The 17,454-nt window shown below is 59.1% G+C and carries 14 protein-coding genes; 10 read left to right on the forward strand and 4 right to left on the reverse strand.

The window, feature by feature from the left end; genetic code table 11:
- Nucleotides 1-77: 77 nt before the first annotated feature.
- The 10 genes from JQ597_RS05755 to JQ597_RS05800 all read left to right on the forward strand — a co-directional run bounded on the left by JQ597_RS05755 (nucleotide 78) and on the right by JQ597_RS05800 (nucleotide 13,304).
- Nucleotides 78-2,048: a methyl-accepting chemotaxis protein gene (locus JQ597_RS05755; RefSeq protein ID WP_249147560.1), complete on the forward strand. Its 1,971-nt coding sequence runs from the start codon at nucleotides 78-80 to the stop codon at nucleotides 2,046-2,048.
- 703 nt (nucleotides 2,049-2,751) lie between these two features.
- Nucleotides 2,752-3,402 carry a DsbA family oxidoreductase gene (locus JQ597_RS05760; RefSeq protein ID WP_212263279.1) on the forward strand — a complete coding sequence of 217 codons (651 nt, stop codon included), beginning with the start codon at nucleotides 2,752-2,754 and terminating at the stop codon, nucleotides 3,400-3,402.
- 191 nt (nucleotides 3,403-3,593) lie between these two features.
- Nucleotides 3,594-4,571, forward strand: coding sequence for an NAD(P)H-dependent flavin oxidoreductase (locus JQ597_RS05765; protein ID WP_212263280.1), 978 nt, complete (start codon nucleotides 3,594-3,596; stop codon nucleotides 4,569-4,571).
- Nucleotides 4,572-4,824: 253 nt separating this feature from the next.
- Nucleotides 4,825-5,496, forward strand: coding sequence for an acrylate utilization transcriptional regulator AcuR (acuR, locus tag JQ597_RS05770; protein WP_502754272.1), 672 nt, complete (start codon nucleotides 4,825-4,827; stop codon nucleotides 5,494-5,496).
- Between the two features lie 195 nt (nucleotides 5,497-5,691).
- A complete protein-coding gene (locus JQ597_RS05775; RefSeq protein ID WP_212263281.1) occupies nucleotides 5,692-7,599 on the forward strand; it encodes a propionyl-CoA synthetase in 1,908 nt (635 codons plus the stop codon).
- Nucleotides 7,600-8,169: 570 nt separating this feature from the next.
- A complete protein-coding gene (locus JQ597_RS05780) occupies nucleotides 8,170-9,153 on the forward strand; it encodes an MDR family oxidoreductase (protein WP_212263282.1) in 984 nt (327 codons plus the stop codon).
- 141 nt (nucleotides 9,154-9,294) lie between these two features.
- Nucleotides 9,295-9,807, forward strand: coding sequence for a cupredoxin domain-containing protein (locus JQ597_RS05785; protein WP_212263283.1), 513 nt, complete (start codon nucleotides 9,295-9,297; stop codon nucleotides 9,805-9,807).
- Between the two features lie 10 nt (nucleotides 9,808-9,817).
- Complete coding sequence (locus tag JQ597_RS05790; protein ID WP_212263284.1) at nucleotides 9,818-11,278, forward strand: cbb3-type cytochrome c oxidase subunit I; 1,461 nt, start codon at nucleotides 9,818-9,820, stop codon at nucleotides 11,276-11,278.
- A gap of 3 nt (nucleotides 11,279-11,281) precedes the next feature.
- Nucleotides 11,282-11,884, forward strand: a complete 603-nt coding sequence (locus JQ597_RS05795; protein ID WP_212263285.1) for an SCO family protein — start codon at nucleotides 11,282-11,284, stop codon at nucleotides 11,882-11,884.
- Between the two features lie 619 nt (nucleotides 11,885-12,503).
- Nucleotides 12,504-13,304 carry a formate/nitrite transporter family protein gene (locus tag JQ597_RS05800; RefSeq protein ID WP_212263286.1) on the forward strand — a complete coding sequence of 267 codons (801 nt, stop codon included), beginning with the start codon at nucleotides 12,504-12,506 and terminating at the stop codon, nucleotides 13,302-13,304.
- 257 nt (nucleotides 13,305-13,561) lie between these two features.
- On the opposite strand, the gene JQ597_RS05805 is transcribed toward JQ597_RS05800, so the two are convergent.
- The 4 genes from JQ597_RS05805 to JQ597_RS05820 form a co-directional block, all read right to left on the reverse strand.
- Nucleotides 13,562-14,410 carry a lanthanide ABC transporter permease protein PedC gene (locus tag JQ597_RS05805; protein WP_212263287.1) on the reverse strand — a complete coding sequence of 283 codons (849 nt, stop codon included), beginning with the start codon at nucleotides 14,408-14,410 and terminating at the stop codon, nucleotides 13,562-13,564.
- Entirely contained in the window at nucleotides 14,407-15,156 is a 750-nt protein-coding gene (locus JQ597_RS05810; RefSeq protein WP_212263506.1) for a lanthanide ABC transporter ATP-binding protein PedB/LutE, read from the reverse strand. Before JQ597_RS05810 ends, JQ597_RS05805 begins: the two co-directional genes overlap by 4 nt.
- A 65-nt stretch (nucleotides 15,157-15,221) precedes the next feature.
- Entirely contained in the window at nucleotides 15,222-16,208 is a 987-nt protein-coding gene (locus JQ597_RS05815; RefSeq protein ID WP_249135775.1) for a YVTN family beta-propeller repeat protein, read from the reverse strand.
- A gap of 23 nt (nucleotides 16,209-16,231) precedes the next feature.
- Complete coding sequence (locus JQ597_RS05820; protein ID WP_212263289.1) at nucleotides 16,232-17,413, reverse strand: lanthanide ABC transporter ABC transporter substrate-binding protein PedA1; 1,182 nt, start codon at nucleotides 17,411-17,413, stop codon at nucleotides 16,232-16,234.
- Between the last annotated feature and the right edge of the window lie 41 nt (nucleotides 17,414-17,454).

Genomic DNA, 17,454 nt, shown 5'->3' on the forward strand with positions numbered 1-17,454 from the left:
AGGATACTGTGGGGCTTAAACGTCGTTCCGGGTCGTGGCTATTGAACCTACCCGTCCTCCGATTCCGTGCAAAGATCATGCTCGGCTTTGCCGTCACATTGGCGATCTCGGGAGCCAGCATGGGCTTTGCCTTTATGGGCTTCGAACGAATCTCTGCGGGCGTCGCATCCTACCAACAGAGAGTGACGGAAGCGGATCTGGCGCGCAACATTGACCGCGAGCTAGTCTCCTATCGCTTGCTTGCGCGTTACTTCCAGGAAACAGGCAAGCAAGAAGATAGCAAAGCGGCGCTGGCAGCCGAGGCAAGCCTGAGAGACGCCATTCTCCAATCCATGAAGATTACGGTCAATCCGGCGCGGCTCGACCAGCTTACCAAGCTAGAGTGGGAATTCCGCACTTTCTCCAAGATTTTTGCCGAAATCGTGAGCATCAGGGAAGACAGCGCGCAGATCGCGCAGAACAAACTCACTCGCAGCGCTTTTTCATTGCGTTACAAGCTGGACGATCTCTCCAGTAAGGCCGACGATTCGGAACTACAGACGATTCAAGATGGCGTCAGAAAGGTAACTGACCAATTCCAAGCAGCCACGGCGCTTGCCAACATGTTCGTGGCAAATGCCGACAAGACCGTCGCGACCAGCGCAATGGCGCGTCTTAAGTTCGTCGAAAAGTCACTACGCGCCATCTCGTCAAAGAATGAGGGGATCAATCAAGGTTTAAACGAAACTTCAGCTATGCTGGAGGATTACCGGCAGGCCCTCGACAAACTGATCGACAATGCGAAGGAAATCGACCGGCTGAGCGTCGAAATGACGGGAGCCGCCGCTACCATCAGTCAAGGTTCGATCGCGATAAAGTCCGACTTGCTCTCCGACCAGAAGCGCCTTGAGTCGGAGTCGCAGGGGACAATCAGAGAAACAAAAGACCTGATTTTGATGCTCGCTGCGGGCGCCTTCGTGCTCGGGTTGATCTGGGCCTTCCTGCTCGGCAATGGTATCTCCAGGCCAATCGCGTCCATGTGCCTTGCGATGCGCAAGCTCGCGGCCGGCAATTTCGAGGTCGTCCTGCCCGGTCTAGGCCGTAAGGATGAGCTGGGCGAGATGGCAGCCGCGGTCGAGGAGTTCAAGCTCCAGGCGGTGGCGAAGGCCGAGCGCGACGCCGCAAATCAAGAGGCGCGGAATAAGGCAAGCGCCGCGGCGCGCCGTGCCGAATTGATCCGCTTTGCTGACGAGTTCGATACAGCGGTAGGCTCGATCGTGACTAACGTGTCGGCTTCGGCCGTGCGGATCGAGGGTGCGGCCGGTACATTGACGCAGACCGCGGACACCACACGGACTCTATCAAGCCAGCTGGCGGGTGCTTCCGAGAAGGCCTCCAGCAACATGCAGTCGGTGGCTTCCGCCATCGAGGAGCTCTCCGTGTCCGTCAACGGGATCGGGCGGCGTGTCAACGAATCAAGTCGGATTGCGGATCAGGCCGTGCGACAGGCGGAACAGACCGATGCGCGCATCGGCAAGCTCTCGGGGGCAGCGGAGGAAATCGGCGACGTGATCAAGCTTATCACGGCGATTGCCAAGCAAACCAATTTGCTGGCGCTGAACGCGACGATCGAGGCCGCGCGTGCCGGCGAGGCAGGGCACGGCTTTGCCGTGGTGGCATCGGAGGTGAAATCGCTTGCCAGCCAGACAGCGCGGGCAACCGATGAGATTTCCAATCATATCTCAGGCATGCAGGCGGCAACCCAGGATTCAGTTGCCGCCATCAAGGAGATCGGGGGCACCATCGGCCAAATCTCTAACATTGCGACGACTATCGCGCGCGAAGTAGAACAGCAGAGTTCTACGACGCAGGAGATTACTCGCAGCGTGCAAAACGTCGCGCAAGGCACGCAGGAGGCCGCCACCAGCGTCATGCTGGTCAATCGTGGCGCCACCCAGACCGGCTCGGCGTCGGAGGAAGTGCTGAATTCGGCGCGTTCTTTGTCCGCCGAAAGCACGCGACTCCGCGAAGAGCTCGACCGCTTTATGGCGAATATCCGCGCGGCTTAGCCGCAACACCACGGGCGATGTCAGAAACGGATCAAGGCGAACGTTCGGAGTATTTCCGCTACTGGCCGATTATGTTGAAAAACTTGGCTGCTGAAATCGGGATGGATCGCTGAGTCATTCCATCCCGTCGGGCAGGAGGTTGGAATCGATGATGGAGCCGGAGGTTGACCCGGTGGCGCTGTCTATGAGTTCTCACGATCGACCGCTTCGTTGAGTCGTCAGACGTTCGGGGCCACTTGGCGACATCTTGCAACTCACTGGTCGGCGTTCGATTGATCCAGGCTTCGGTCTGGCGATGTCGCGGGCGCTTTCGTGGATCGAGCGCGGGACCTTCCGGGCGAGCATCTTCGGCGACAACGTGGCTTGAGCTCGCAGGTGTCGCAGTCACGTTTGATGGCCGCGATGGAGCAGGGTAGTCCACCTCATTTCGGATGGAATACGCCGTCCGAGTTCGCCTTCACGTGCCACCCGCGCCGGGAGCTGGCGCTGCGCTATGCCGAGGGCTCCGCGCCAGCAAAACTTGGGGGCAGGGTCAGTGTCAAGCTGGCCGACAGTGAGGCCGCGAGCCGCATGATTGTTCCGATATGCGAAAGAGTGCCTTCCTGCCAGCGGCTGTTCATCCGGTGGTTAAGTCGCCCCATCTTCCCCATAAGTTTAGGGGGTGCCTGGCGTGCCCAAACGTCACCAAGCGAGTAGCCTTTCCATGACAAATACGGTCAAAATCGACTTTATATCTGATGTGTCATGCCCCTGGTGCGTCATTGGGTTGGGAAACCTGGATGCTGCGCTGAAGCGCTTCGAGGGGCGATTGACGGCCGACATCCATTTTCAGCCCTTCGAACTCAATCCGGGCATCCCGCCGGAGGGTGAGAGCCGTTTCGACAACGTGGCACGCAAATACGGCGTCGGGCGCGAGCAGGCGATCGCGAACCGTGAACGCCTACGCGTCCTGGCCGCGCAAGTGGGCTTCGACATGGTGACTACCGACGAAAGCCGGTTCTACAACACATTTGACGCGCACCGACTGCTGCACTGGGCCCGGATCGAGGGACGACAGGAAGAGCTGAAGCGCGCGCTGCTCGCCGCCTACCATACCAAGATGCAGAATCCCGGTGACCACGATGTGCTCGTGGCCGCTGCTGAATCTGTTGGCCTTGATGGCGCTGCTGTGCGCGATGTGCTCACCTCAGGACACTACGCCGACGAGGTGCGCGACGCCGAAGAGAAGTGGCATCGAGCGGGGATAAGCGGCGTTCCCGCCGTGGTGGTCAACGATCGCTACCTAATCACAGGGGCCCAGCCGCCGGAGGCGTTCGAGCAGGCCATCCGCAGGGCCGTCTCCGAAGTCGCCTGACCGTGCGGCGCTGTCCATCGCCCCGACCAAAGCCCCAGAATATTGGGCCGACTCACATCGGATGATTTTTTCTGCCTAGCTTGCGTGAAAGCCGTAGACGAGGTGAGGCACCCGGACGGCTCCTCTCGCGTTGACCCGTGACGCCTACAAAGGTTGACTTCCTGTCAGCTACGGAACCGAAGGAGAAAATAATGGCCGTAATCGAGACAGCCCTAACAAGGTTGCTGCAGATCAAGCATCCGATCCTGCTCGCTCCCATGGGCTCGGCATCGGGAGGCAGGCTCGCAGCCGCCGTAACGCACGCCGGCGGTTTGGGGATTATCGGTTCTGGATATGCCGACAGCGTAGCCATCAAGAAAGGACTCACCGAAGCCGGCAATGCGCGCGTTGGTATTGGTCTCGTCACTTGGGCGCTCGATGAGAGGCCGGGGGCCCTCGATGCGGCCTTGGCAGCGCATCCGCCAGTGCTCATGCTCTCATTCGGCAGTCCCGTGCCCTTTGCCGACGCTATAAAGCGAGCCGGCTGTCTATTGATGTGTCAGGTCCAAACGCTGGCTCAGGCCAAGGAAGCTGCCGTATCTGGAGCTGACATTATCATTGCCCAAGGCCGCGATGCCGGCGGCCACGCCGGCATGACGCGAGGAACGATGGGTCTCGTTCCAGCGATTGTGGATGCAGTCGGCCCCATCCCTGTTGTCGCCGCTGGCGGAATTTCAGACGGCCGCGGACTTGCAGCCGTCCTCGCTTTAGGCGCCGCTGGGGTACTGATGGGCACGCGCTTTGCGGCGTCAGACGAGTCACTCTGGAATGGTGCCATGAAGGACCGGCTGATCGCGGCCTCCGGAGATGAGACGGAGCAGACCAGGATATTCGATATCGTGCGCGGCTCTGCCTGGCCGCAACAGTATCCCGGCCGCGCCGTTAAGAATGCGTTCCTAGACAAATGGCAACAACGGGAAGAGGAACTCCGCTTGGCGCGGCCCGAGGAAGAAAAGATTTATATGAATGCTGCACCAGATGATCTCTCCATCCGTGCCGTCTGGGCCGGCGAGGGCGTCGACTTGGTGCGCGATCGATTGCCCGCCGGCGACATCGTCGAGCACATCATCGCGCAAGCAATCGAGGTACTACAGCGTGGCGCGACCATCGTGAGAACCAGCATCACATAACGCTGCGACGCGTGCCAACATTCACGTATGAGCTGCAGCGCAGTCAATCAAATCCGACAATTCTCGCCATCGAATCGCGGTGCCATGGCTTGGGATCTCGCTGGCGGGCCAGGCTGTTGAAAAACGACATCGGCGGAACGGACGCTACTGAGCGACCGCCTCGGCTCATTGCTCCTCTTTGAGAAGCCGCGCGCTGCGGCTTTCGCCCAACGCTCCTATTGTATCCGCGAGACGACCGGTCTATTGTTGCCTGATGGGATCAGTCGTACACATTAAGCGTCGCCCGGGACGACCACCAAAGAACGAAGGCGTTTCGAACGAGTCGAAAGCCGTGCTGCTGAGAGCAGGTGTCGAAAAGCTGTGCGAGTTCGGCTTCTCTGCCGTCGGTCTCGACGAAATTCTGAAATCGGCCAATATCCCGAAGGGATCATTCTATCATTATTTCAGCAGCAAAGAGGCATTCGGGTTGGCGTTGGTCGACGAATACAACAGCTTCTTTGTTTCCAGGCTGGAAAAATACCTTAAGGATCGAAACCTACCTCCGATGCAGAGGTTCGATAACTTCATAAGATCTGCGCGCGACGGTATGGCGAAGTACGATTTTCGTCGCGGATGCCTTGTCGGGAATCTTGGCCAAGAAATGGCATCGCTCCCAGGCTCCTTCCGTCAAAGGCTCATAGATGTGTTCGAGCTATGGCAGAAGAGGATAGCCGAATGCCTGGACGAGGCTCGGTTGCGCGACGAGATTCCTCAGCGAGTCGACTGCCGCCAGATGTCCGAGTTTTTTTGGATCGGGTGGGAGGGCGCGATTTTGCGGGCGAAATTGGAGCGCAACGCCGTCCCTCTAGACAAGTTCGTCGACGGATTCATGAAAACGGTTGGTCGGAAAAACTGGGATGGAAGCGAGTATCGGCCGGTCACGTGAGGCGTAGACGGGAATGGGTGCTCTACGCCGTCAGGGCTGCTCGTTTGGCCAAAGCCCGAGACTTTAATCGAAACATGCGGCGCTCAATGTCCAACCAAAGGCATCCCAGCCGGCAAGCGGCTGGGCAGATGCCGCATGGCACCAACCGCCGACAACGATGTCGCCGTGCAAAGAATGACTGGGGAGGAGAGGGGCATGGCATCGGACTATCATGAGATCTACGCCAATTGGAAGCTTGGTCCTGAATCATTCTGGGCCGAGGCGGCGCATGGAGTTGACTGGTTCACCCAATATGACAGGGTTTTTGAACCTGGGGTCGGCGTTTACGGGCACTGGTTTCCAGGAGGAACCTGCAATACCTGCTACAACGCCGTGGATCGGCACGTGGAGGCAGGGCGAGCAGACCAGATCGCCCTTATCTACGACAGCGCTATTTCCGGCACCGTCCAAAAATTTACCTATGCGCAGTTGAAGGACGAGGTGACCGCGCTTGCAGCGGTGCTGAGGCGCATCGGTGTTCGCAAAGGTGATCGAGTTGTCATCTACATGCCGATGATCGCTGAGGCTGTTTTCGCCATGCTCGCGTGCGCGCGTCTGGGCGCAATCCACTCGGTCGTTTTTGGTGGCTTCGCCGCACGCGAGCTCGCGACCCGCATCGACGATGCGCAACCTAAGGCGATCATCTCGGCTTCCTGTGGCCTCGAGCCCAACCGCACAATCGCCTACAAACCGCTGCTGGATGGCGCAATCGACCTTGCCCGACATAAGCCTTCGCATTGCATCGTCGTCCAACGTGAGCAGCTGAGCTGTGACCTCATTGATGATCGCGACATCGACTACGCCAAGGCCGTCGCCCAGGAAAAAGCGGCGCGAACCGACATAGAATGCGTTCCGGTCGCATCGACCGACCCCCTCTATATCCTCTACACGTCAGGGACGACTGGCCAGCCAAAGGGCGTGGTTCGTGACAACGGCGGACACATGGTCAGACTGAAATGGTCGATGCAAAACGAATTCGGGATCAAACCGGGAGAGGTATTCTGGGCGGCTTCGGACGTCGGCTGGGTCGTCGGACACTCGTACATCGTGTATGCGCCGCTCGTGCACGGGTGCACGACAGTCTTGTTCGAGGGAAAGCCCGTAGGAACGCCGGATGCTGGAACGTTCTGGCGAGTCATCGCTGAACACGGCGTGGTAGGGCTGTTCACCGCGCCAACAGCGTTCCGCGCCATCAGGGGGCAGGATCCCGCCGGCGATCACATCCGAAAATATGACATCTCGACGCTGAGGGCGCTTTTCTTGGCGGGCGAGCGCGCCGACCCCCAGACAATCAAGTGGGCGGAAAAGCAACTAGGGGTCCCGGTCATCGACAACTGGTGGCAGACCGAAACAGGCGCTCCAATCACCCATAATCCGCTAGGGCTCGGCGCGTTGCCGATAAAATACGGCTCCCCTGGCGTCCCCATGCCTGGGTATGAAATCCGAATCCTTGACGATGCAGGGCACGAGACGCCACCCGGGACCCTCGGCAATGTGGTGTTGAAGCTCCCTCTGCCGCCTGGTTGCCTGCAGACTTTTTGGAGGGCCGACAGCCGCTTCCGGCAAGCTTACCTCGATGAATTCCCCGGTTATTACAAAACGTCCGACGCCGGCCTCGTCGACGGGGACGGTTACGTGTTCATCATGGCCCGTACAGACGATATCATCAACGTTGCCGGCCATCGCCTTTCGACTGGGGCAATGGAGGAGGTTCTCGCGGAGCATCCGGACGTTGCCGAATGCGCGGTGATTGGCGTCGCCGACGCAATGAAAGGCCAGATCCCCCTTGGATTCGTCGTGCTGAGCGCTGCGGCGTCGCGCGATGCGGCGGTGATTGAAAATGAGGTCATGCAGATGGTGCGCGACCGTATCGGCGCAGTGGCGGCATTGAAGACGGTCGTGACCATCAAGCGCTTGCCCAAGACTCGTTCCGGCAAGATACTGCGCGGGACCATGCAGAAAATCGCCGACGATGAGGAATGGAAACTGCCCGCCACTGTTGACGATCCAGCCGTCTTCGACGAGATCGCCGAGACGTTGAGAGCTCGCGGGATCGGAATCTGACCACATTGCCAAAAGAGGTCGCTTCCGACGACGCGGCGGGCGCCTGATTGGGTAGTCGGCTCGTAGCGCTCCTGACGGGCCAACCCCAGTGCAGCCCCACGCGCGCAGCCTAGTGTCCAGTCCATTATTCGCTTCCGCGGGTCCCGGTGGCGCCTGTGAATTGCGGTTCGCGGGTTGCCGAGCGGCGCCTTCCGCCATCGAGAGGCAGCACGCGGCGGAGCAATATGCGCCTACGATCAGTGATCAGTTCACAAACGCGCCGATCGGGTCGACAATCTTGCTTGTATTTTTGAGACGATCGGTCTATTTAAAACAATACACAATTGGAGCACTCAAAGGGGAGCCAAGCTGGATGCCTCTGCGGCATGTAAGTGCCTGCAAAGGCGGGACGGAGCGGATCCGTTCCGGACGATCCGGACTGGGCGCGGGCACAGCATGAAGGTGGCGCAGTCGCGGCACTGACCGAACTCGATCACTACGTCCACGAGCAATAGGCAAGGGCCGAGCAGCGCGCGTGTCCGGGCGCCGCCGACGCGCCTCCGTGCGTTGACCAAGAACAGGAGTTAGCGAGTGAGCAACACCTTCCGCGCCCTTGTGGCAAGAAAGCGCGATAGTGGACACGCCATTGGCATCGAAGAGATCACCGAGCGCGATCTCCCCGAGGCGGACGTCACTGTCGACGTGGAGTTCTCCTCCTTCAATTACAAGGATGGCCTTGCACTGAAGGGGCTGGGCCGCATCCTGCGCACCTTTCCGATGATTCCTGGCATCGATTTCGCTGGAACTGTGCGCGCAAGCGCCAGCCCGTCGTTCCGGCCCGGCGACAAGGTGGTGCTTACTGGCTGGGGTGTCGGAGAGAGTTGGTCGGGCGGATTCTCTCAGCGCGCCCGAGTGAAGAGTGAATGGCTGGCCAAGCTACCGAAGGGACTGTCGACTAGGACCGCAATGGCGGTTGGTACGGCAGGGCTCACTGCAATGTTGTGCGTTATCACGCTTGAGCGGCATGGCATCAAGAAAGGCGGGGACGTCCTCGTGACAGGTGCAGCCGGTGGTGTTGGCAGCGTTGCGGTGCGTCTCTTGTCTCGGCTCGGCTACCGCGTGCATGCCCTCACCGGACGTGCGTCCGAGGAGACGTTCCTTAAATCCCTTGGCGCCACGGACATCGTGGCCCGTGATGCCTATCAGCAGCCGGGTAAACCGTTGCAAAGCGAGGTTTGGCATGGGGCGGTGGATACTGTCGGTGGAGCGCTTCTCGCTAATGTCTTAGCTTCGACCGCTTATGGCGGGGCGGTAGCAGCTTGCGGCCTGGCCGGCGGCGGCGATCTTCCGACGTCTGTCTTCCCTTTCATCTTGCGCAATATCGCTCTACTCGGAGTCGACTCCGTCAACTGCCCAGCGGGTCGTCGCGCGGAGGCCTGGGGACGCATCGCGGATCTCTTGACGGAAGAGGACTTCGCGCGCGTAACGCAAGAAGTCCAACTCGACGACTTGCCGGCACTCGCCGATGCGATTCTCGCCGGCCAGGTACGTGGCCGAACCGTCGTCAGAGTATAGCCTGAACGTTCAGCGGCGCGACCCGGGGTTATCGAGGTTGCAACCATACGGCCACGCCACACCAATGTCTTCGGCGCAATTCTGGACGATCGCTTGGTGCGTGTTAGCGGAATGATTAATCGAGTTTTGGAGGCAGGCGGCATGCATCAAACAGTTCTCTTCACGAGTTTGGTTCTAATGATGGCGGTGGCCGCCATCTTTCTCTTCTCGTTGAGTCGATCCGGCGCGGGGGACGGTAGCAAAAAGGCGCCCAAGCTCGGGGCGCTTCGCTTCGTGCTGTTCATCGGCGCTCTCGTGCTTGGCGCTGCCGTATCAATTGGTTCGTTGAGGCCGTGGCCGAGAGCGGTAGCTGCCGGCGCGGATGTGGTCAGCGTCAAGGTAACGGGCTCGCAATGGAGCTGGGAGATTGACCGCAAGACAATCCCCGTAGGCAAGCCAGTTACCTTCAACATTGCGACGACCGACGTATCGCATGGATTCGCAGTCTACGACGCTGGCGATCAGCTCCTCGTCCAAAGCCAGGCCATGCCGGGCTACATCAATCGAGTCAGTTACACATTTCGGACGGCGGGAAAGTACCGGATCTTCTGCATGGAGTATTGCGGGGTCGCTCATCACGACATGACAGATGAAATACTTGTGGTCGCGCAATAGGGAATCGAAAATGGCTCAAGCGAATGCACCTGGTACGATTTCTGCACCTTCTTGTCCGGCCGATGGGGCTGTCAAGCTGACGATGCTACTGACAGTTGCCGTGCTCCTGTTGATGATGGCGTTCGGGCTGACCATGCGCATGGCTCAAGGGGCGCTTATCCAAATCGATCCAACGATATTCTATCGCCTTATGACGGCGCATGGAATCGGCATGGTTGGGATCGCCGGAATGTCCGGATCTGCGATCATGTGGTATTTCTTGAGTCGCCACGTCTCATTAGCTGGGTGGGTGTTTTGGATTCACCTTGGCTTATTCGTCGTCGGTGTCGTGGCGATCCTAGGCTCAATCTTCATCGGCGGATACGCCGGAGCCTGGACGTTCTTGTTCCCCCTTCCGGCAATATCCGGTGGCGTCTGGGACGTGGGTGCGGCCGCGACCTATCTCATTGGGGTAATACTCGTCGGAGTTGGTTTTCTCGTCTACTTGGTTGAGGTCGGTAGAGCTGTAATTGAGCGTTACGGCAACTTCGCGAACGCGCTCGGATGGCCGCTCCTCTTCTCAGGGAAGCAGGATGATGTGCCGCCCCCGACTGTAATAGCTGCCGCCGCAATCGTCGTGTTCAACGGAATAAGCACGGTCGTGGGTGCTGCGGTCCTTATCATCAGTCTGATAAATCTCTATCTCCCCAGCTTTGCATTGGACGCGCTGCTGGCGAAGAACATGATCTATTTCTTTGGCCACGTCTTTATCAATGCGTCGATCTATATGGCCGTCATTGCGGTGTATGAGATCGTACCCGAATACACACAGCAACCATGGAAGGTCTCTCGATCGTTTGTCGCCTCTTGGAACGCAGTAGTGTTTCTGGTGATGGCAGTATACACGCATCATCTCTTTCAGGATGGCGTTATGCCTGCGTGGGCGTTGGTCATGGGGCAGATTATTTCCTATGCGAGCGGGATTCCCTTACTCGTTATCACGACGTTCTCGCTTCTCACCTATTTATACAGATCTGGCATTCGCTGGGATCTCGCATCGGCGCTCCTGGTCACGGGAATCTTCGGTTGGTCAATCGGTGCAGTACCCGCGATCATCGATGGAATGATTTCAGTCAACAACATCATGCATAATACCCAATGGGTTCCGGGTCACTTCCACCTTTACCTTCTGCTTGGCCAGGTTGCGTTGACGCTCGGTTTCTCGGCGTGGCTGACGAGGACGGGGGTTCACGCATCGCTTTCTGGGTGGAATGCTCGTGGCTTCACCATATACCTGCTCGGTGGAATGGGCTTTGCCATCGTGTTCCTTGTCTCTGGCGCGAGCAGCATACCGCGGCGTTGGGCGACACACCTCCCGGAATGGCATTTGCAGGATCAGGTCGGCAGCTTGTTCGCCTTGGCGGCGATTCTTGGGGTCGGAATCATCGTCCTTCCGATAACAAAGCGGTTGGTCTTGTCGATGAGAGGCTGAATCATGCGGCGCACGCTATTCGCGACCTGCTTGGTGCTGGCCTTCGGTGCCGCTGTGCTGTGGTGGGCTACCAGCGGGCTCAGAGCGTTTACCGCTGAGACGGCCCGCCGAATTGCGGTCTTGGCATCGCCAGAACCCATCCCGGACGTCGAGCTCGTTGATGGTAGCGGACGGTCGATCCGTCTCTCAGACTACACTGGCCAAGCGGTAATCGTGGACTTCATCTATACTCAGTGTCCCACCATTTGCGTGTCTCTTGGTGATAATTTTGGTCGGCTGCAGGAGAGGATCAAGGCGGATGGCGTGCCTGCCAAATTACTCAGCATCAGCTTCGACCTCGCCCAAGATGGTCCGCGAGAGCTTTCTGAATATGCGAGAGTGCACGGCGCCGACGCAAGTATCTGGAAACTTGCGCGTCCTCGTAACGCGGGAGAGTTGCGCCTGTTGCTTGAAGCTTATGCGGTTATCGTTCTGCCGGACGGTATCGGGGGCTTTGTACACAATGCCGCTTTGCACGTCGTGGGACCCGATGGAAAGCTAACCGGGATCTATGATCTGGACCAGCACAACGCGGCATTTTTGGCTCTGCGGAGTTTTATCAAATGACTGAGCGTCTCGCTTTCTATGCAGCTGTGCTAATCCTCGTTACCGTCTCGAGCTCGCCAGTGCGTTTGCTCCTAGAGCAAAGTCTCGTCAGCCACCTTCTAATCCAAATGCCTGCGTTGGTCCTTTGCGGTTGGACCATAGCGCGACGCCATAGGGACGCGATCAATCGCGGCAGAGAAAGCTTTAATGTCGGTGGTGCCACTGGCCTGTCATTTGCGCTGATTGTCTTCTCTTTCTGGATGCTTCCTCGTTCCGTTGATGGATCGGTTCAAAATCCACTGTACGAATTCGCGAAATTTGTAACCCTGCCATTCGCCGGAGCCAGTCTAGCTCTAAGCTGGCCGAAGCTTCCCCCCTTAGCTATCGGGATCCTGAAGTGTAATCTTGTCTCCATGATGCTCGTATTGTCCTGGATCTATACGACATCGCCGAGCAGGCTCTGCAACAGTTACCTGCGTGATGAACAGGATATGCTCGGCCAGATAGTAGCCGTACTTGCTATTGGGCTAGGCTGCCTGTTCGGAGGTTCGTTGTTTTGCGGAACAACGACGATCGTCCGCAGAAAATCAGCCACCCCAATTGGGTCGGGAGGTCGCGAATGATGTCTTGCGAGACATGCATGTACTTCGCGCGCCTTGCGGAAGAAAAGACAAGGGTGATCAACCAAAGGCCATTGAGCTTTGTAGTTGGAGCGATGTTCGCGGGTGCCTATGTAGGAATAGGGATCATCCTGATATTTTCGGTAGGCCAAGTTGTCGACCCACCGTGGCGACCGCTCGTCATGGGGGCCAGCTTCGCGATCGCGCTGATTCTGGTCATCTTCGCAGGATCGGAACTATATACAGGTCATACCATGTACATGACCATTGGAAGACTGGCGGGGGTTGTCGATCTTGCCGGACTCGCTAAGGCTTGGCTGCTGAGCTGGGCAGGAAACCTCGCTGGTGCAGCCGTCCTGTCGGGATTGTTCGTCGCGGGTGGAGGAGGACATATTTTGAAGCCGGGCGCGGCATTGTTATTCGAAACAGCTATACACAAGATCGATTCGACGCCGGTCGAACTGATATGTCGCGGAATGCTTTGCAACTGGCTCGTGTGCCTGTCGGTCTGGATGGCTGCTAGGACAAAAAGCGACGCAGCCAAATGCATCGTGATCTTCTGGTGCCTGTTTGCATTCATCGCGAGCGGCTTCGAACACTCCGTCGCAAACATGACGGTATTCTCGGTCGCGCTTATGTCGAAGCACCCCGACACGATCACGGCTTCCGGCGCGCTGTACAACCTGTTCTGGGTAAGTCTCGGTAACGCTGTTAGTGGTGCTGGCGTAGTTGCTGCGGGATATTGGTTCATCTCGATCCTAACCTCCAAGCAGCTTACCGAATTGGAGAAACCAGTTCCTTCACCATTGCCAAGGAAATGACGGCACTCAAGTGATGGGACTGCTCAAGACTTGAAGGCCCTTGTTCGTCGACGTCTGTATTCCCTTTCCATCTTGCACAATGTCGCTCTACTTGGAGTCGACTGTGTCAACTGCGCAGCGGGTCGTCGCGCCGAGGCATGGGGACGCATCGCGGATCTCGTGATAGCGTGGATCGGCGGCAACGCTGCATTCGGTCGCTGCGATGAAGAGGAGCGCCCCGATCGCGATCTGCCATCTGATGTTTTGCCTCCGGCGGTTCATGTCTCGCCTCCAGCGGGCCCGCGGCGGACCAGGCCGCGCGATGGATCATAGGCGTAAATCGCACCGATCATGAAGGCGGTCGTGCAGCAAAAGACAACCGCCAGCGAAATCCAGTTTGTCTGTCCATACAGCGCGAAGCGTATCAGTTCGACGGCGTGGGTAAATGGATTGAACAGGCAGACATAGTAAAGCAGGGGGCTCCCCTCCTGCACCCGCCACAGCGGATAAAGCGCCGACGAGGCAAAGAACATCGGGAAGATGACGAAGTTCATTACGCCGGCAAAATTCTCGAGCTGCTTGATGCCGGAGGAGATCAGCATGCCGAGCGCGCCGAGCATCAGGCCCGACAGCACCAGCGCCGGCAGCACCGTGAGATAGCCAATCGTTGGCGGCGCGATGTCCCAGAACCACGCGATCAAGAGGAAAGCGTAGACCTGGAGCAACGAGACCGCGGTTCCCGCGACCAGCTTGCAGAACAGCAGATACCAGCGCGGCAACGGGCTCACCAGCAGGGTGCGCATGTTGCCCATCTCGCGGTCATAGACCATCGAGAGCGATGACTGCATGCCGTTGAAGAGCTGGATCATCGCCATCAATCCGGGCGCGATATAGACCTCGTAGAGGATGTAGGTTTCGTATGGCGGGATGATGGAAATGCCGAGGACCTGCCGGAAGCCGGCGGCGAAGATGAACAGCCACACCAGCGGCCGGACCAGCGCCGAAACAAAACGTTCGCGCTGGTGCACGAAGCGCAAGGCTTCGCGCCACACGATGCCGTTCAGGCAGGTGACGTATTGCGCGAGCGAGAAGCCGCTCTGGTCTCGGTTGACGGTCGTGGAGCTCATGGCGCGGGGCTCCCGGGATCCGCCGCCGCTCTGGTCAGGCGCATGAATGCGGAATTGATGTCACGGGCTCTGGCGTCGGCGATGATATTCTCGACCGGGCCATGCGCAAGAACTTGGCCTTGGTGCAGGACCACGAGGTCATCTTCGGGCATGATCTCGTCGAACAGATGGGTGGCCCACAACACGCCGATGGCTTGCTCGATGACGAGTTGCCGGACGTGGCCGAGGATATCGGCGCGGGCCTTGACGTCGAGCCCGACGGTGGCCTCGTCCAGCAGCAGCAGCCGCGGGCGATGCAGAAGGGCGCGCGCGATTTCCAGCCGCCGCATCTGGCCGCCCGAGAGCTCGCGAACCTTGCTGCCGGCGCGGTCCGCAAGCCCGATCCGCGTCAGCACCTCGTCGCTGCGCAGGCGTGCTTCGCGTGTCGCGATGCCGTGCAGGGCGGCGTGATAGAGCAGGTTTTGCGTCACCGAGAGGTCGAGGTCGAGCGTGCGGGACTGGAACACCACGCCGAGCAGCCGCAGCGCATCGCCTGGCGCAAGGCTGATGTCGTGGCCGAAAATGCCGATGCGGCCGGCCTGAATGCCGAATAGCCGCGTGATCAGCGCGAACAACGTGCTCTTGCCGGCGCCATTGAGGCCAAGCAGCGCCGTGAAGCTTGCCGGTGCAACCGCAAAGCTGACATCGATCAGGGCGCGCCGTGGGCCGTAGGAATGGCTGACGCAGCTGATCGACAACGCCGATATCCCAGCGGGATCTGGGCGGGAATGGACGTCCGGCGCGTGGCCGGCGGCGGATGCGTCGGTTGCCGTCACGGCTGAACCAGTGTGATGCCCCAGGGAAGTTCGCCGACCTGAATGGTCTTGATGACCTTTTGCGCGGACACATCAATCACGGAGACATCGTTGGATCCGCCATTTGTCACCAACAAATATTTTTCGTCCGGGGTGAACGCCATGTGCCAGACCCGCTGGCCGACCAGAAGATATTTCGTGACTTTATGGGTGGTGGCATCGACGACGGCAACGCGGTTGGCGGGGCCGAGCGCAATGAAGCCGGTCTTGCCGTCCTTGGTGATGGAGATGCCGACCGGCTGGATCGCCTCGCGCCGCAGGCCGGGAATGCTGAACTCAATCTTGCCGGTGATGGTGCGTTTGGCGGGGTCGATGACCGACACAGTGCCGCCGATCTCCGACGATACCCACAATTCGGAGCCGTCGCGCTTGAATTCGGCGAAGCGCGGCCGCGCATCGACCAGCACATTGGCGACGATCTGGTGCGTCGTGGTGTCGATAAAGTGCGCCATGTTGGTGGTCTCGGAGGTATTTATCAGGATCTTGCCGTCCGGGCTGATGGCCATGCCTTCAGGTTCGACGCCAACCTGGATGTCACCGACCCGCACACGCTTTTCGAGGTCGACGATCGTAACCGCGTTGTCGTTCTCGTTGGCGACGTAGAGGATCTTGCCGGCGGCATCCTGGGTGAATAGCTCGGGATCGGGACCGGAGGGCAGGCTGTCCACCACCTCCTGGGTCGCGGTATCGATCATCTCGATCTTGTCGTCATCACCGACCGCGACCAGCACGAAGTTGCCAGTCTTCGTGAATTCAATACCGCGCGGGCGCTGACCGACCTTGATGGTCTTGGTGACGGTCCACGTGTCGGTGTCGATCACCGATACCGTGTTGCTTTTCTCGTTCGATACATAGGCGATGAAGGCCATGGCGGGTGCTGTGGCTGCGAGCCACATGGTCATTCCGGAAAGCAGACACCGACGCCACATCGGCGATCTCTCCATTCTCAATACAGCTTGCATTATTCTCAATGTAGCTTGCATTTGGTTTCTGACCGGTCGACGCCGAGCGTATCGAGTTCCGAGACCTGATGCAGAAAGCCCTCCTGCGGTGAAACCGAAACGACCATGCGGCCGTCAACCAGCAGGATCGGTTGGCGAAGCTGCAGGTTCCAGGGCCGCAGTGTCAGCCGCTGTCCCTTGAATGCCGCAACCGAAAAATCCGGCCCCTTAAGAAAATCGGATACCGATTTCGGGTCACCGGAGTTAATCCGCGATGTGGCTTCGCCGATCATGCGCGCCGCGGTCCAGGCCTGCATGTCCCGTGCCGTCATGCGCCGCGAATTCAGTTTGATGAAGCGGTTTTGGATCTGGATCGCGCCCCATTGATCCTGCGCGGCATCCCAACTCGTCGGCACCAGGCCCGCTGAGCCGGCGACCGGTCGGGGGTCCCAGGTCCGATAGGGTAGGTAGGAAGCGAACACTTCGCCTTCGTCCGCGGCGACGAGAACGTCATAGGCCGGCGCTTGCTGCGTGAACACCGGCATTTGACGCTGAATCAGCGTTACACCGCTGTCGGTGCGCCGCGCGCCGCCGGTATCTTCGAACACCCGTTCCCCGACAATTTTGGCGCCAAAGCGGGTCGCTGCGCGCCGCAGCGCATCGGCGTAGAGCTTGTCGGCTTCATGTGAGCCGACCACCAGCAGCCAGCGCTTCCACTGCTTCCACACCAGATACTGGGCCAGCGCGTCGGCGAGCATCGAGCGGGTCGGGGCAACATGGATCACACTGGCACGGCAATCCTGCTCGCGCAGCCGGTCGTCGGTCACTCCGGCGTTCAACAGCATGGTCGTGCGATCCCCCAGCGCATCGGCCGCTTTCAACAGCCCGTCGGCAGGCAGATCAACGATAATGAAACCATTGCGGCCGGCGAGGGCCGTCGCCGCCTTGGCGACATCCTCGCCGTCCTTCAGGCGAATTTCCTCCAGGAAGAAGCGCTGATTGAGGAACTTGCCGGTGGTGTTGTTGTCCTCGATCGCGAGACGCGCACCGGCGATGCCGTCATCTCCCGAGGGCTGCTCGACGAGCGACAATTTCGATTTGATGCCCGTATGGCCGAGATAGCCGATTCCGATCTCGATTCGGTCAGCCGCGAGCGCGTGAGTAGCCACGAGACTCAAACCGATCGCACCGACCAACCATTGGATCATACATCCTCCAGACACGCCTCCCCGACTCCACCGCAATGAAG

The organism is Bradyrhizobium sp. AUGA SZCCT0177 (genome assembly GCF_018130125.1).
In the GTDB taxonomy this organism is placed as follows: Bacteria; Pseudomonadota; Alphaproteobacteria; order Rhizobiales; family Xanthobacteraceae; genus Bradyrhizobium.

Coding starts and splice junctions, on each gene's coding strand:
- acuR (WP_502754272.1), top strand. CDS start 4,825: ATGGGATCAGTCGTACACATTAAGCGTCGCCCGGGACGACCACCAAAG.
- JQ597_RS05805 (WP_212263287.1), bottom strand. CDS start 14,410: ATGAGCTCCACGACCGTCAACCGAGACCAGAGCGGCTTCTCGCTCGCG.
- JQ597_RS05755 (WP_249147560.1), top strand. CDS start 78: ATGCTCGGCTTTGCCGTCACATTGGCGATCTCGGGAGCCAGCATGGGC.
- JQ597_RS05785 (WP_212263283.1), top strand. CDS start 9,295: ATGCATCAAACAGTTCTCTTCACGAGTTTGGTTCTAATGATGGCGGTG.
- JQ597_RS05820 (WP_212263289.1), bottom strand. CDS start 17,413: ATGATCCAATGGTTGGTCGGTGCGATCGGTTTGAGTCTCGTGGCTACT.
- JQ597_RS05775 (WP_212263281.1), top strand. CDS start 5,692: ATGGCATCGGACTATCATGAGATCTACGCCAATTGGAAGCTTGGTCCT.
- JQ597_RS05815 (WP_249135775.1), bottom strand. CDS start 16,208: ATGGAGAGATCGCCGATGTGGCGTCGGTGTCTGCTTTCCGGAATGACC.
- JQ597_RS05765 (WP_212263280.1), top strand. CDS start 3,594: ATGGCCGTAATCGAGACAGCCCTAACAAGGTTGCTGCAGATCAAGCAT.
- JQ597_RS05795 (WP_212263285.1), top strand. CDS start 11,282: ATGCGGCGCACGCTATTCGCGACCTGCTTGGTGCTGGCCTTCGGTGCC.
- JQ597_RS05760 (WP_212263279.1), top strand. CDS start 2,752: ATGACAAATACGGTCAAAATCGACTTTATATCTGATGTGTCATGCCCC.
- JQ597_RS05790 (WP_212263284.1), top strand. CDS start 9,818: ATGGCTCAAGCGAATGCACCTGGTACGATTTCTGCACCTTCTTGTCCG.
- JQ597_RS05800 (WP_212263286.1), top strand. CDS start 12,504: ATGTACTTCGCGCGCCTTGCGGAAGAAAAGACAAGGGTGATCAACCAA.